Annotated in this window: 18 protein-coding genes; 3 read left to right on the forward strand and 15 right to left on the reverse strand. The window is 33.8% G+C overall.

Annotation, left to right across the window (positions count from 1 at the left end):
• Positions 1 to 174: 174 nt before the first annotated feature.
• Positions 175 to 561 carry a DUF983 domain-containing protein gene (locus tag ACULEU_RS02845; protein WP_445453944.1) on the reverse strand — a complete coding sequence of 129 codons (387 nt, stop codon included), beginning with the start codon at positions 559 to 561 and terminating at the stop codon, positions 175 to 177.
• 101 nt (positions 562 to 662) lie between these two features.
• Between ACULEU_RS02845 and ACULEU_RS02850 the strand changes: the two genes are divergently transcribed.
• On the forward strand, positions 663 to 2,570 hold the full coding sequence (locus tag ACULEU_RS02850) for an ABC-F family ATP-binding cassette domain-containing protein (RefSeq protein ID WP_445453945.1): 1,908 nt from the start codon (positions 663 to 665) through the stop codon (positions 2,568 to 2,570).
• A 33-nt stretch (positions 2,571 to 2,603) separates the two neighbouring features.
• On the opposite strand, the gene ACULEU_RS02855 is transcribed toward ACULEU_RS02850, so the two are convergent.
• Positions 2,604 to 3,572: an App1 family protein gene (locus tag ACULEU_RS02855; protein WP_445453946.1), complete on the reverse strand. Its 969-nt coding sequence runs from the start codon at positions 3,570 to 3,572 to the stop codon at positions 2,604 to 2,606.
• Positions 3,573 to 3,632: 60 nt separating this feature from the next.
• Between ACULEU_RS02855 and ACULEU_RS02860 the strand changes: the two genes are divergently transcribed.
• Together ACULEU_RS02860 and ACULEU_RS02865 are read left to right on the forward strand one after the other, a co-directional pair.
• Positions 3,633 to 4,508, forward strand: a complete 876-nt coding sequence (locus ACULEU_RS02860) for a diacylglycerol/lipid kinase family protein (RefSeq protein WP_445453947.1) — start codon at positions 3,633 to 3,635, stop codon at positions 4,506 to 4,508.
• Positions 4,509 to 4,519: 11 nt separating this feature from the next.
• Positions 4,520 to 4,891, forward strand: a complete 372-nt coding sequence (locus ACULEU_RS02865) for a DUF4345 domain-containing protein (protein WP_445453948.1) — start codon at positions 4,520 to 4,522, stop codon at positions 4,889 to 4,891.
• Here the strand turns inward: ACULEU_RS02865 and ACULEU_RS02870 are convergent.
• From ACULEU_RS02870 to ACULEU_RS02930, 13 genes are all read right to left on the reverse strand, one after another.
• A complete protein-coding gene (locus ACULEU_RS02870; RefSeq protein ID WP_445453949.1) occupies positions 4,884 to 5,372 on the reverse strand; it encodes a DoxX family protein in 489 nt (162 codons plus the stop codon). The genes ACULEU_RS02865 and ACULEU_RS02870 overlap by 8 nt on opposite strands.
• Positions 5,373 to 5,374: 2 nt before the next feature.
• Entirely contained in the window at positions 5,375 to 5,719 is a 345-nt protein-coding gene (locus tag ACULEU_RS02875) for a hypothetical protein (protein ID WP_445453950.1), read from the reverse strand.
• 31 nt (positions 5,720 to 5,750) lie between these two features.
• Positions 5,751 to 6,416 carry a GIN domain-containing protein gene (locus ACULEU_RS02880; RefSeq protein ID WP_445453951.1) on the reverse strand — a complete coding sequence of 222 codons (666 nt, stop codon included), beginning with the start codon at positions 6,414 to 6,416 and terminating at the stop codon, positions 5,751 to 5,753.
• Positions 6,417 to 6,476: 60 nt separating this feature from the next.
• On the reverse strand, positions 6,477 to 6,833 hold the full coding sequence (locus tag ACULEU_RS02885; RefSeq protein ID WP_445453952.1) for a hypothetical protein: 357 nt from the start codon (positions 6,831 to 6,833) through the stop codon (positions 6,477 to 6,479).
• Positions 6,834 to 7,141: 308 nt separating this feature from the next.
• Positions 7,142 to 8,440, reverse strand: a complete 1,299-nt coding sequence (locus ACULEU_RS02890) for a DUF2268 domain-containing putative Zn-dependent protease (RefSeq protein ID WP_445453953.1) — start codon at positions 8,438 to 8,440, stop codon at positions 7,142 to 7,144.
• Between the two features lie 100 nt (positions 8,441 to 8,540).
• A complete protein-coding gene (locus tag ACULEU_RS02895) occupies positions 8,541 to 9,092 on the reverse strand; it encodes a DUF5655 domain-containing protein (RefSeq protein WP_445453954.1) in 552 nt (183 codons plus the stop codon).
• A 6-nt stretch (positions 9,093 to 9,098) separates the two neighbouring features.
• Entirely contained in the window at positions 9,099 to 9,638 is a 540-nt protein-coding gene (locus tag ACULEU_RS02900; protein WP_445453955.1) for an SRPBCC family protein, read from the reverse strand.
• 19 nt (positions 9,639 to 9,657) lie between these two features.
• The gene (locus tag ACULEU_RS02905; RefSeq protein WP_445453956.1) at positions 9,658 to 10,005 is read right to left on the reverse strand and encodes a YciI family protein; all 348 of its coding nucleotides are present in this window, start codon (positions 10,003 to 10,005) and stop codon (positions 9,658 to 9,660) included.
• An 82-nt stretch (positions 10,006 to 10,087) separates the two neighbouring features.
• The gene (locus tag ACULEU_RS02910; RefSeq protein ID WP_445453957.1) at positions 10,088 to 10,678 is read right to left on the reverse strand and encodes a Crp/Fnr family transcriptional regulator; all 591 of its coding nucleotides are present in this window, start codon (positions 10,676 to 10,678) and stop codon (positions 10,088 to 10,090) included.
• Between the two features lie 68 nt (positions 10,679 to 10,746).
• Positions 10,747 to 11,607, reverse strand: coding sequence for a DUF5694 domain-containing protein (locus tag ACULEU_RS02915; protein ID WP_445453958.1), 861 nt, complete (start codon positions 11,605 to 11,607; stop codon positions 10,747 to 10,749).
• 177 nt (positions 11,608 to 11,784) lie between these two features.
• Entirely contained in the window at positions 11,785 to 12,897 is a 1,113-nt protein-coding gene (locus tag ACULEU_RS02920; protein WP_445453959.1) for a helix-turn-helix domain-containing protein, read from the reverse strand.
• 8 nt (positions 12,898 to 12,905) lie between these two features.
• Positions 12,906 to 14,108, reverse strand: a complete 1,203-nt coding sequence (locus tag ACULEU_RS02925; protein ID WP_445453960.1) for a helix-turn-helix domain-containing protein — start codon at positions 14,106 to 14,108, stop codon at positions 12,906 to 12,908.
• 26 nt (positions 14,109 to 14,134) lie between these two features.
• The gene (locus ACULEU_RS02930; protein ID WP_445453961.1) at positions 14,135 to 15,280 is read right to left on the reverse strand and encodes an 8-amino-7-oxononanoate synthase; all 1,146 of its coding nucleotides are present in this window, start codon (positions 15,278 to 15,280) and stop codon (positions 14,135 to 14,137) included.
• Between the last annotated feature and the right edge of the window lie 17 nt (positions 15,281 to 15,297).

Here is a 15,297-nt window from a genome sequence, read left to right on the forward strand (position 1 = left end):
AAGTAGCACAATACCGAACAAAGTCCAAACAAAAGCGAAACAAAATCAGATTGTTTTTGACCATTAGTAAAGTCCGTTCTTGGCAGTTTCGTTGGTGTGGATAAGATAAAAACTATCGGTCAAGCGCTCTATTTTTAATAAATTCAGGGCTTACCTTTATAAATTTTAATGAAGTTAGTGCTTCCTCGCAGCATCTTTGTCGAAACTGACAAACATATTAATGTAAATATTTCTAGCCAATCGCGCGGTTATCGGCATAAAGACTAACAATGCGAGGATTATCGCAATAAAGGAATGAAATAAGACTAAACCCAAAAATACTTTTGCAATGATAAAGACGGCCACACCAATGGCAACGGTCAGTCCATAGCTCACATACATCGCGCCATAAAAGAAAGAAGGCTCTATCTGATAGTGCAATCCACAATGACTGCAATTTTCATGCATGTCGTAAATATTTTTAAGATGATAGGGGTTTTTGTCCTTGTACATACTTTCTTCTTGGCATCTCGGACAAGTTCCTGTTAAAATGCTATTTAATTTGGATCCTTTTTTTAACATTTGCAAAAATTTTAATTTCCTTCCGTTGGGTCTTATGACTTCGGGTTCACAAAGGTAAGCTTAACAAAGTTTACAATATTAATATACTATTCTTTTTCTCTATGTTGAATATTCACAATTTATCAGTTTCGTTTGGTGGTACGTATCTTTTTGAAGAGGTAACTTTTCGACTGGGTTCAGGAGATAGGGTAGGGTTAGTAGGGAAAAATGGCGCTGGAAAATCAACAATGTTGAAGATTTTGGCAGGCGATTTTAAACCCGATTCGGGACAAATTGCTACTGAAAAAGAAGTGAAAATCGGATTTCTGCGTCAGGACATCGATTTTGAACAAGGAAGATCTGTTTTAGATGAAGCTTATCAGGCTTTTGAGGAAATTAAAAGAGCCGAGTTAAAAATTGATGAAATCAATCACCAGTTGGCCACGCGAACCGATTACGAGAGTCAGAGTTATTCTGATTTAATCGAGCAATTAAGCGATGTTACGCATCATTATGAAATATTAGGCGGATATAATTATGTTGGCGAAACCGAGAAAATCCTTTTGGGTTTAGGTTTTAGAAGAGAAGATTTTAATAACCAAACCGATACTTTTTCCGGTGGATGGCGTATGCGTATTGAATTGGCTAAATTACTTTTGCAATCCAATGACATTTTGCTTCTGGATGAGCCAACGAATCACCTAGATATAGAGAGTATCATTTGGCTTGAAAGCTTTTTACGCAGTTTTCCGGGAGTTGTCGTTATCGTATCACACGATAAGATGTTTTTGGACAATGTTACCAACAGAACCATTGAAATTTCTCTTGGGAAGGCGTATGACTTTAACAAACCGTATTCGCAATATTTAGTTTTACGTGAAGAAATCCGTGAAAAGCAATTGGCTACCCAAAAAAATCAAGCCAAAAAGATAGAAGAAACTGAAAAACTTATAGAGAAGTTCCGAGCGAAAGCTTCCAAAGCCTCGATGGCGCAGTCGTTAATCAAGAAATTGGATAAAGTAGAGCGCATTGAAGTGGATGAGGATGATAATTCGGTCATGAATATCTCTTTTCCGCTCTCGCAATCTCCTGGTCGAGTTGTGATCGAAGCGGAGCACGTTACTAAAGCTTATGGCGATAAAACCATTTTAAAAGACATTTCTCTTTTGGTAGAGCGCGGTTCCAAGATTGCCTTTGTAGGTCAGAACGGACAAGGAAAATCGACGTTTATGAAAGCAATAGTAAACGAATTTAAATACGAAGGTTCAATCAAACTTGGACATAACGTACAGTTGGGATATTTTGCCCAAAATCAGGCCGAATACCTTGATGGCGAAATCACTTTATTGGAAACGATGACTAACGCAGCTTCCGATACCAACCGTTCAAAAGTTAGGGATATGTTGGGGTCTTTTTTATTCCGAGGTGATGATGTAGAGAAAAAAGTAAAAGTGCTTTCGGGTGGCGAGCGGAACCGTTTGGCCTTATGCAAATTATTACTGCAACCCATCAACGTTTTGGTTATGGATGAACCTACCAATCATTTGGATATCAAGTCGAAGAACGTTTTAAAAGCCGCCTTAAAAAAATATGACGGGACCTTGTTGCTCGTGTCGCACGACAGGGATTTTTTGCAGGGCATGTCTAACATCGTTTACGAATTTAAAGACCAAAAAATAAAGGAATATTTAGGTGATATCAATTACTTCCTGGAACAACGTAACGCGAATAACATGCGTGAAATTGAGAAAAAAGAAGTCGTTGTAGCATCCAATAACAAAGAGAATAAGAACCTTTCATATGAGGAGCAGAAGAAAAGCAAGTCTTTGCAAAACCGTCTGAGTAAGATAGAAAGTCAAATCAAGCAGTTGGAAATAGACATTCAGGCAGATGATAAAGCTTTGGCTTCGAACTATGACAAGCATGTAGAAGATGCCAATTTTTTCATTGCTTACAACAAGAAAAAAAAGGAGCTTGATACATTACTCGAGGACTGGGAAATGGCTCAAGGTGAGATTGATAATTTGTAGTTTATATAAATCGTCACTCAAACTGACGAGTTTTCAAGAAATTAAACCAATGGCTTTCGAATGCGCTATGGCTTCGGAGCTTTTCTTAAAATAACACACCTTCACGTTTAACGTTTCAAGATTTTTCAAAGCTTGTACCGCTTTTACTTTTTTGGAGCTTCCGGTTTGTCGGATATAAACGGCTTTTACATTTACCGGGAAGATTTTACAGATATTCTCATACAGATACGGATCGTGCTGCGAATCATCGCCCAACAAGGTATATTGTAAATTTGGATAGAATTCGAGGATATGCTTGATTTTTTCAAACTTATGATTGTGATCTCCGCGACCCGTAATGAATAAATCGGTTAAACTAGTTTTTATGTCTTTGAGCAACAACACCGCTTTGGGCAATTGATTGATTTCGGCAAATTGAGTGATGAATCGGTACAGATTCCACTCGCTGCTCGATACATAAAAAAAGGCGTTGGGCTCATTAACATTCTTTTTTCCGGCACTACTCAAGGCTTTGTAATGTGTAACTACATCTTTAAAAACCTTTCGGTCATACACATTTTTAAATAATAAAATATACAATTTTTTGAAAGGATTTCGGGTATGAGAGACCAAAAAAGTATCGTCAATGTCCGATATGAATCCGAAATTACTTTGATGAGGCTTTATATAGCTTGAAGTTTCTTTGATCTCTTCACCATTATATACGAGGCTTACACTATAATTTATCCAGCCATAATCAGACTGTTCTGTAAGTGGAATGCAGAATTTAAAATACCCATCATCCAAGGTTTTGGTATGGATTTTTACTCCGTTATGTTCCAGATATACGTCGGCATTCGCCATAGTAGCAATGCGAAACATCCGGATTACTGAAGTAGCATTTTTAAAATTTCTTTTCTGAAAATCGTAATCTTCCTTAGAGGTAGGTTTAAATACATGTCCCATCACCATTAATTCCTGTTCATTGGCATATCCTCGGTATAATTTTAGAATGGGCTTCACTTAATTGCGTACTTTTGAATTAGGATGGACAAATTACAAATTATTTAGGGAATACGGTTTATGACAAAGCATAAGAAATACATTTTGGTACTCAATCCCATTTCGGGAGATATCGATAAAACCGAAATTTTAGCAAAGACTTTGGCTTTCGCCGAAGAACATCAAGTGGAAATTATCGTTTACGAAACTTCGGGTAAAGACGACAAAACCGCGATAAGGGATTTGTATGAAAAGCATCAACCCGAACGTATTCTGATTGCCGGAGGTGATGGTACGATAAAAATTGTTGGAGAAGCACTAGAAAAAGAGCATGTCATTTTCGGAATTCTTCCTGCGGGTTCTGCTAACGGATTGTCGGTCGATTTAAATCTGCCAACCACCATAGAAGACAACCTTGCTGTGGCTTTTCACAACCATTTCATGGAGATGGACATGATTAGTATTAATGGGAGAAAAAGTCTTCATTTGAGTGATTTAGGATTGAATGCTCAATTAGTAAAAAACTACGAAAGCGGTTCGACACGCGGTAAAATGGGATATGCGCTTCAGATCATTACCACCTTAACCGAATTGGAAGAACCTTTTGCGGCCATAATTCATGCTAATAATGAGACCATCGAATGTGTAGCCCGAATGATTGTTATCGCTAATTCACAGAAATACGGAACTGGAGTCACCATCAATCCAGAAGGCAAGATGAACGACGGCAAATTTGAATTGATTATTTTAAAGAATTTAGATTTAATGGTTTTCGGGAAAATCATCACGGGCAATATCCCTGTAAACACAGAAGACGTCGAAATAATCTCGACCGATAAGGCAACAATCATCACCAAAAATCCGGTCAGCTTTCAGATAGATGGCGAATATATTGGTGAAGAAAGTCAGTTACAGATTGTAATTTTACCAGCTCAAATGAAAGTGGCGATACCTTAAAATCATATTTGATGAAGAATTTGCATCTAATAATATCTACTATCATCGTTATTCCGGTTGGACTCCTCTATGGTTTTCAACCGGAATTGTTTTTTGATGTACATATAAATTCCGCTGATGAACAATCTATTTTCAAAGCCAATATGGGAATGTATTTGGGTTTTGCATTGCTTTGGGTTTTGGGAATTTTCAAACCTAAATTTTGGCAAGTCGCCACTATTTCTAATATGATTTTTATGTTAGGTTTAGGGACTGGTCGCATCATTTCTATGTTTTTAGACGAAATACCAACTGCTATTTATGTCTTCGGTGCACTAGGAGAATTGATTTTAGGGTTTTATGCTTTGTATGTTTTAAAGAAAACAAAGGAAATACCTAATTAGAATAGCGTTTTCTCGAAATCAAATAGTCTAGTCCAAATTTACCCGAGCCTAAAATCATGTAAAAAATCGCTGCCCAAAGAAACCCCATAGCAGGCAAACAATTCCACATTCCGTTATTGATTTGTTGCATAAAAATGGCGACTAGCATGGTACATATTAGTAAAAAAGAGGCAATTCGGGTTTGAAGGCCGAAGAGTAAAAAGATGCCACCTACAGCTTCGCTGAAAGCTCCCATCCAGGCAAAGAAGGTAGGCGCTATGGCAAATATTCCTCCGTAAGCCGCAACATCGTTTGGGAACCAATAAGCCACTTCAAAAAAGCCTAAATTTTTATCAGCTGGCGACCAAGGCAATCCAAATTTGTCAGCGCCAAAGCTAGAAGTTAAAAGGAATCCACAAACAATTCGGGGAATTGCGAGGAGAGTGTCTTGCCACCAATGAGGCAACAAAATTGGTTTTGTGATTTGTTTTAAGATTTTCATGATTAGTCGATTATGTAGTTGATAGTTAGGCTTTCGTTGCTGAAATTTTTCAATAAAACAGCTCCGTTACTTGGTACTGTAAAGTCGAGAGTTCCATTAGCCAGTAGCGATGGTGAAATCCATTTTTCTGTATTGTTTTTAACGGTATATGCTTCGCAAGAATTGGTGCTGCTTTTATTTTCTAAATGAAGCGAAAACGAGGTATGTTCGAGATTTTCCCAAATCCGAATTTCACCTTTTGCAGGAACTGTTATGGTACCTTGTTTTGGAGAGATGTTAACGGTTTTACAAGAAAGTTGGAATAGTATAAGCACACTAACCAAGATAATTTGCATTACATTTTTCATGATAATTTGATTTTGATGATGATTAAAACTCTTAATTAATTACTAATCGTCCGTTTCCAGACTGTGTAGAATCGGAACTAAATTTTGCTTTTCCTTTATTAAAAACACTGCCATTTCCTGTTGCAGTTGCCTCTATTGTTGATGTAATATTTACTTTTGCATTGCCATTTCCAGATGATTTTACTTTGGCTGATGTGGCAATTAAATTCTCGGCAAATAGATTTCCATTTCCTGAATTTTTGACTTCTAATTCATGAACAGAACCTGAAATTGTAGTGGTTGCATTGGAACTATTTTCAATTCTAAAATACCTGCCAAACACTTTAGTAATGGTTAGTTTACTGTTTCCAGAATGACAAATAACAGACGCTTCAGGCATTGTGATTTTTATATTCAAATTAGTGTCTTCGATGTACATTTTGTTATTGTTGTTTCCTTTAAAGTAAATAGTTAATTCGTTTTCAGGTTGGTTGTCTTTGAAGGATAAAAGAGAGAATAAATTATCATCAATTGTAACGGTGATACTCCAACTTGATCCAATTTCAACGGCTATTTTTCCGTCCAAATCTTGAAAATTGATTTTGTCAAAGTTCTTGTAGTCATAAGTTTTGGTTATTGTTTTCCCAGAACCTTTTAATTGTGCGTTAGCCAAAAGGCTTGCCATTGCCATTGCGATTGTAAATAAGATTGTTTTCATAAGATTGTTGTTTTAATTGATATTGATTTTATAGTTTTTGATTTTTGATGATTAAAACTCCTATTCATTGTAGGACATTCCCAAATTAAGATCACCTTTAACCTTTAAGGTAACGGAAGCATATTCAACTCCGGTATTTTCGATGACAAGCGCGGTATTTTTTTCCATCTTGACGTATACAGTTTCTTTAGGTTTTATATAAACAGGAGAAGGAGTTCCACCAGTAATTGGTGTCTTGTATATTTTTAATAGTGTTACTCCTTCATTGGTTAGATGTGTTTTAAATACACCGTGTTTGTTGTTTCCCAAAACGAAACATTCTTTGGGTTTGATAGAGGTGTTCGAATTCAAAGAGGAAAAAATTCCGCATGAGCTCAACAAGATAGTTGCGAAAATTGTAGTAAGAATTGTTTTCATGAGATTATGTTTAGTGATTATTTCTGAGGCAAAATTGCATCACAAAACAGCATCAATCGCCTCAAATTATGATTTGAGACGTTCTAAAAAGGTCTCAAATAAAAAAACCTTGTAAAGCTTTGTATTTACAAGGTTTTTTTGAAAGTATCAAATTATGGAAAGTTGATTATTATGAAATTAACCAGCATTTGTGTAGGCCATTTTTATCGAATCCATCACTTCTTGGTCAATTTCAGAAACGTCAGTAATATTAATTTTATGCGAACAAATACCGTTTGGTTTTTTGGTTTTTAATCTGCCTTTTAGATTTATTCATTTTGCTTCAAATCTAAGATTAAATTTCCATCTTTTCCATCTACATTCAATGCCGTTTCTGGCGGATTTTGCCAACCATTTTCGTTAATTACAAATTTGAATTGTTCAGGTTTGGATATGTTAAATTTATTTTTTGAAAAACGTAATTCATATTTGTCCTTATTATTAAATGTCATGATATAATTACTGTCATTTGGATTCCAATTATTAAAAGTTCCTGCAATCGTGACTGTTTTTATCAAACTTTTATCCATCGATTTTGGTATTTTATATTCAAAAACAACATCATTATTTTCTATTCTATAGCCATAAATCACTTTTATGATATTTTCTTTTGGAGGTGTTATTTTTCCAAATTTTACGTTTTTAACAAATGCTATATCTTCATCTGGAACATAACCTGATTGTAGTAGAAAATTCTTAGCTTCTTCGTTCGTTTTAAATCCATTGCCAAGCATTTCTGCAATGGCTTTGTTTTTGTTTTTTGAATTATTGTAATAGCTTTTGCAAATTTGGTAACCCATAAAATAACCCAAATCTTTCATGGTCGATTCATTTATGGTAATTCCTTTTGAACCATATAACCAGTTGTGGAAGTTCCCATTATCATAATCTGAACCTAAATAAATTTTAAACCTTTCCCAAATTTCTTTTTCGTTTTGTAAACCAAAAGCAATATAACCACTTGGGTTATATTCGGCAATTTTTTTATCTAAAAGTAATTCAGCAACAAAATCAGCCATTCCTTCATCAATACAATGAGCCAATAAATCATATACTTTTGAGGTTTGTTGTGTGTGTACATACTCGTGCAATGCCATATATACTGCCCAATCAGGTTGGTCATTTGCAATTACTTCGGCACCAATGATACAATTTCCTTTTATAGCATTGCCGCCAAATTCGCCCACACCAATTACAAAATAAATACCCGAATTGCTTAAATTTGGATACACTTTTTTAAAATCAGCCAATTTAGTGTCCAGTGTTTCTTGTTGCTTGTAAGCAGTTAACGTGTACGGTCGAATTCTATCTAAAGTACCTGCATTTTTATCAATATAATCAACCCATGTTTCTGCACTATATCTAAAATGGTTTATTACGGTTTTTAAACCTATTGTTCCTTTATCGATGTACATTTTTTGCACCAAATTGATTTTGTCTTTTGGATTTCTTACTTTTTTTATACTGTCAAATAGGGCCCAAAAATTCGTAATATCAGTTGTAACTGCCCTATTTTGAGCGGTTGCCACATTACCAATAATTAGTAAGAGCAAGATTTTTTTTTTCATATTTCTATTTTTGTTGGATTACGGGTAGAGATTAATAATAAATTATTCCGACCCTTTCTTTTCAGAAACAAGTCAAAACAATTTTTCTTCATACAGTGACTTATCCCGCATTTTCATAAGCCATTTTTATCCAATGCATCACTTGTTGGTCAATTTCAGAAATATCTGTAAGATTGATTTTATGAGAACAAATTCCGTTTGGTTTTTCGTTTTCGAGTTTACCTTTTGCTTCAACACCTTTTAGATTGAAACCGACTTCAAAACGTGTTTTTGATGCTGGATTTAAAATAATAAATTGTTTTTTTCTTTTCAAACTTACATAAGTTTTCTTTGGGTCAATTTTGAAATCGCCTTCAAATTGCTCAATTTCTGCTAGTATCTTGTCGTAAAAAGGTTTTAAATGTTCTTTTCCTTTGTATTGAGATTCTATAAAAGCAGTTGCGTCGTTCGAAGAATCGGCATCAGAACCTAACACTTTCAAGGCAATTTCACTAGCATATCCATGTGTTACATTATGACTTTCTTTTAAGAATTTTACAATTTCGCCATGTTTTACCAAGTTTTCCTTAGTAATAACTACTTTCCATTCTTCTAAAGTATACCCTGTTTTTTCTTTCAGGTTTTCTATCATTGTTGCTACATTTTTGTCCATGATTTTTTAGTTTTTAGTTTCTACCGCTTTTTTCAACAAATCCAATCCTTGCTGGTTGGTTTTAATCATTTCCGCTTTTGCAACAAAAACCCATAAAAAGAAAGCATCTATCAATCCTGATTGCAATTTGAAAGTTTCCTTCACAGTTACGCCTTGAGGAGTTTCTGTGAAATTATACTCAAATGTTGGTTTGGCTACAAATGGTTTTTGAATATCACATTTTTTACCAATAAACGTGCCTTCTTCAATTTTGGTTATTTCTTGGTAACCAACATCTTTTCCGCCATTACCAACCCAATGAAATTGCGAACCAACGGCGCCATTAGTTCCTTTTATTTCATATTTTTGAGATGGATCTTGCACTAAAAAAGGCGACCATTTTGGGAAATCATTTAAGTTCTTTACCAAATTAAACACTTCTTGTTTAGATCCTTTAATTGTGGTTGATGTAACTATTTCTATAGATTGTAAACCACTAGCTTTATACAATCCGAATGCAATAAATGCTACAAGAGCAATAAGTATATAAGTTATCATTTTTTTCATTTTTTAAATTATTAATTAGTTAGTTCATTGGTAGTACATTGCGAACTTCAACTGTTCCGCCCATAAAGAGAATAGGACATTTTTTTGCCCATTCGGTTGCCACTTCAATTGATTCTGCTTTCAAAACCATATTTCCTGCAATCATTTGTTGGTTAGCAATTACAAATCCATCTTGAGTTTGATGGTCGGGATTAACTTGAACACCTTCAAAACCTAACTGATGTGTACTTACTAATTTTCCTTGCATAGCAATTGTACCAATAAATGTTCCCCATTGTTGACCCATTTCTTGAAGTTGTTCAGGTGTTGGCTGTTCGTTGCTTGGTTCCATTCTAAAAAGCAACATAAATTCTTGTAAATTTTCCATTTTTTGATTTATTTAATTGATTAATACTGATGCAAATTTCTATTTATGTAATTGATTAAATCTTGTCATATGGCAAGAAGTGCTATTCGGTTGCAATTTCTTTTCTAATTCTACTCAATGAAGTATCGGTAACGCCCAAAAATGTGGCGATATGCTTTAAGGAAACATTTTGAACAATATGTGGTTTTGATTTTAATAGTTTTAAATAACGGTCTTTTGCTTGATCTGCGATAAGCGAAATGCTATGTTTCTTTAGTGCAAAGTAACTGCCAACTAGCAAGCCTCGTTGTTGGTCTCTAAAGTTTGGAATTTGACCAAAAAGTTCCTGAAAGTCATTAAAATTAATTTCCCAACAAACACAATCAGTCAATGCTTGTAAGTTTTCACGAGTAGGTGCAAAGAAGAAAAACGAAGGATAATCAATGACAACATCGGTTTCGGCATATAAATTAAAAGTAATATCATTGCCGTCCGTGTCGACGATATAGGAACGTATAAATCCACTTTCGACAAACCAATATTTTTTTTCGATAGTTCCTTGTTGTAATAAATAGTCGTTTTTTTTAAAAATAACTTTTTTGTACTTCGGAAGTATTGTTTCTAGTTCATTATTTGTAATTCCACTCGAGGCGAAGACCTTATTTAGAAAATGATTCTCGTTAGTAATTGACATAATTTTTTAAGCAAAATTTTCTAAAATTAAATGAATAATTGAGAGTGCTAATTTTAAAACAAGCTGTATCATTGTTTGTTAGATTTATATTTTTCTATTACTTCTTTCAACTCCACAATTTTATAATTAGAATCATGTTTCAATAAATCCAAAAACATGGTTATATGACTTGCGCCTGCCAAAACCATAATTCTATTGTCTGAACTTTCGGTTTGTTTTTGGATATTGGCTAGCATATATAAATTACGTCTGTACCATTCTGAAGCTAGAAAAGCGCCAACATAAGTGCCTAGTTTGTCTGAATCATTAATTTTGCCAACGTACCAAGGAATGTCAATTTTTCTAAGTTCTTCACTGTTGTAGTAATACAAACATTTTAAAAGATCATTTTCGGTAAAAAGTGCATTTGATTTTGTTTCGGTACTTTTTATATCTAGCATAACCTCTTTCTTAAAATTTGGAAGTCTTATAGAATCTGCAAATTTCATAACACTATCAAAATCAAAACTCGTTTCTTGATAATCGATGGCATATACTTTTTTTAGATTTGATTTTTTCGCTGCTCTAAATGCCAATTGTACTATTTCGTTTTGTATATAAAATTTTCTTTTCGGGTATTTTTTGGCTACATATTCAAAATAAATTCCTTCTTGGTATTTGTTATAGAGCGTATCTAAAGCCAATTGATCTTTCAGTTCCCATTCGGTAAAAATTTTTGTGGGTTTGAATTTAGCAATTGCGGTGGCAATTTCTTCCAACTGCTTTTGAGGTTTTTCGCCCATAATATCCAGAACCTTGTATTGAGCAACATCCAATCCGGGATTATTAAAATGATAGGTTCCGATGACTAAGATTTCGGTTGGTTTTTTTTGAGTTTGGGCAAAAAGAGTTGTACCCAATAATAAAGAAAAAAAAAGTAGTCTTTTCATTGTTCAGTTTGTAGTTGATTGTTCTAAAGAATTACATCACAAATTGATTAAAAGTGTATTTCACAAAATTTAAATCTGGAAATTCTTTAAACCAGTAATGCATCAGTTTTATTTTAAACAAAACTGCAACATTATCAAACTGAAAAAGTTTTAATTTATAATTTAGGACTAATTTTTTTAACTAAAATTTGATTTTTTGAATTCATTTGGAGTTTGCTTAGTTAGCTTTTTAAAGGTTGTATTAAAAACAGATTTCGAATTAAAACCAACTTCAAATCCAATGCCTAGAATACTCAAATGATTGTTTTTTGAATTTACTATCATTTTTTTTGCTTCTTCTACTCGATATCGATTTATGAATTGATTAAAATTTTCGCCACTATATTCGTTTATTATAAAAGACAAATTATGAGCAGAAACGGAAAGTTGATTTGCTAAACTAAAAAGCGAAAGTTCTGAACTTAGGAATGGTTTTTCGGTTTCCATCAACTGTAAAAGTGCTTCATATAACTTATAATCGTCATCAGATGCTTTACGTTTTTTTGTAGAATTATTCTTTTTTTCTTGTTTGATGATGGTTTTCATTTCTTTTTTAGAACTATCAGAAAAGGGAAAAATTTCCTTTTGCCTCATTGCGTTATATCCAATAAAAAGTAGACTAATGAGCAGAAGTGAGTTAATCATAACTGCACTTTGAGTAAAAATATAAATAACAAAGAAAAATGAAAAACTAATGATTATGTATAAAATATGTTTTAACCATTTTAAGTCAATTCCCTCAGTATTCGAACTGAATTTTTTAATGTTTTGATTGTGTTTTTCAATTTCTTTAAAGCATTGCCAGAAGTAGATGATAAATTGTGAAGGTAAAACAACATACATTAAGAACTGATTAAAAAACACCGAAAAAGTTGATGAAACGGACTTGTTAATTACCAAATTTCCATTTAGTATTTGAGTAGAATTTTGTTCAAAAATGATGAAAAGTAGTCCAAATATGAAATGCAAAAAGTATCTTGGTTTCCATTTTTTGTTTGGTTTTACAAAATAAATAATTGTAAAATAAAAGACAGGAACGATACAATATCTTGAAAACACATAAAATTTTATATGACCAAAATCTAAATTATTATAATAAAGAAATTCATCAATATTCATTAAAAAAATACAAAAAATAAATAAGCTCAACCATCTATTGCCTGCAATGTTATGCTTATTTGGATTCAAAAAAATTAAAAGAGCAATCAGTAAACTTGAGCCGGCAATTAAATTAACAAGTAGTTGATTCATGATTTATTTTAAATATTTAACAGATATTCTTTAGGCGAAAGTCCGGTGTTTTTTTTGAAAGCCCTGTTAAAAGTCGCTTTTGAATTAAAGCCGCAGTCGAACGCAATTCCGAGTAGCGTAGATTTTTTGTGTTCGCCCTTTTGGAAACTCGATTTTACCGCCTCGATTCGGAAGTTGTTTATAAAGTCGTTAAAGTTGAGTCCAAATCCCTGATTGATGGTTTTTGAAATAAGAGTAGCATTTGTATGGAGGATTTTCGCCAAATCGGTTAAGGTCAGCTCCGGATTTTGATACAGTTTTTCCTCCACAATTGCATTTTCAATTTTAACCTTCCAATTTTCAATTTCAGGAGAGGGCTGTACTTCAAAGATTTCATGGTCAATATCAATGATGGCATTTTCGGTTGCATAGCTATCAGATAAAAGTAGTGCAGGCTTTTTATCAAAAACGGATAGTTCAAAAGGTATTTTGGTTATGATAGGATTGGCATAACCTGTAATAGCAATGTAATACATGATAATTGAAAAGAACAGAAAAAACCACCAAGTTCCTTTGTAGGAGTTTAAGTCGGGATAAAACAGGCTGGCAATATCAAACACAATCGGTAACAGCAGCATTATTAAAAAGCTGTAGAGATAGGTTTTTATCCATTTAAATAAAACGCTTTCGGCATAACTCGCCACTTGGAACATGAGCTTGCGGTACAAGGAATAATAGCGTATAGACATTACAAAATAGACAATCATGGATACCAATCCTGTTTTTTGATACCAAAAATCAAAATCTTTATCCATCCCATCTTTATAGAAGTAATAGTCTTTTACAAGGAATTGGTCATAAATCCAAAGGATTACAATATACACCACATAGACGATTCCCGGAATTAAATGGAAAAAGTTCTTTTTAGACAAACGAAAAGATGGGTTTAAAAGACTTTGCGTGTAAAAGTAAATGATGGGACCAATAAAGAATAAATGTTGGAATGGGGTATAAAATAAAATGTCTCGATACGGTTGATTGTCATACCATCCAGCAAAACCCAACATCCATGGCGCTACAAAAAGGGCACAAAGAAATATGAAGGCACTAAGCCAGTAATTGGACTTGTTTTCGGAAACAATGGCTTTTTTCAGGAGTAGCAGACTGTATATGATTCCTTGGGAGAAAGTAATCAGCAATAACGAAGAGTAAAATCCGAAACTAAACTGCATGGAAGTTTTTTGATAAATATACGGATTTATTTAAACGGATGTCGTTGCTGCCAGACTAACGTAGGTTCTAGTTTTGGGAATATTTTGTCAAAATAACGGTTGATAAGCGGGTTCCGATGATAGATAAACCCTGACATTCTAATCGGTTCTGCGCCAATTGAACTTTTGATTTCCAGAGCCGTTCTTCCGAAGATTATTTTTTTGAATTGGTTTTCGATGCCAAATTTCGTCATGCTGTATAGCATGTTAAGATATAGCATTTTTTCCTTTTGGATGTGTTCGTCATAGCCCAGAAAGTACGTTTCCAAAGTATCTCCATTTAATAATAGCGTATAAAATCCGACTAATTCATTATTTAAAAAGTAGCCTATCAGAACGAATCGGTTACCGCATTGTTTTTTGAAAGCAGAAAAGTGATTTTTTGCTAAAAAGAACGTGTTAAAAGGCGCATTTTTAGCTACGTAAAAATACAATTGGTAGATTCGGTCTTCCATCAATACAATATCCTCTAAAGACAATTCTCTGGTTTGAATTCCATCAAATTTTTTATGAGCACGTTTGTATTGGTCGCGGTATTTTTTGGAAAAAGCAGCTACATAGTCGTCATTGGTTTTCCACTCCGATTTCAATTGAAAAATCATATTGGGCTGTGTATTGAATTCATACATTTCGGAAAAAGCCGCATTTTTCAATTCGGAGGCACCTTCTTGGTAAAAATCTTTAAACGTAACAATGTGAATTTTTATCTTTTGTTTTTGGAAATAGCTGGTAATTTCCTGAGCACATTGCTTTAAGATTTGACCAATTTTTTGCACCTCAATTTTTGTATTGAACGTGTAGCCGTTTTGTCCGGTAATCATATTATTGCCCAAAAATAGGGCATGCGAGGCGAAGTTTTTGAAGACAAAATTCCGAACATAGGTTTTCATACATTGATCGCGTTCACCAAAAGATTCGAGTTTATTCAAATTCAGATACTGCGCCAAAGCAACGCCAATAAGTTCTTCTTTTTCAAAAATACCGATGTAGAAGCACTGCATGTTGGTAGGCGCTGATTCTTCTAAAACGCTTAAATAGGGTGTTTGCAAGAATGCGTTGTCATGAGAAACGCCATCCCAAGATTTGGGAAGTTCTGCTACAGCAGTAAATATTTTGTAGGTAATCGTTTCCAATAGGCTAAAAAAAATCG

The sequence above is a fragment of the Flavobacterium sp. 25HG05S-40 genome (assembly GCF_052654735.1).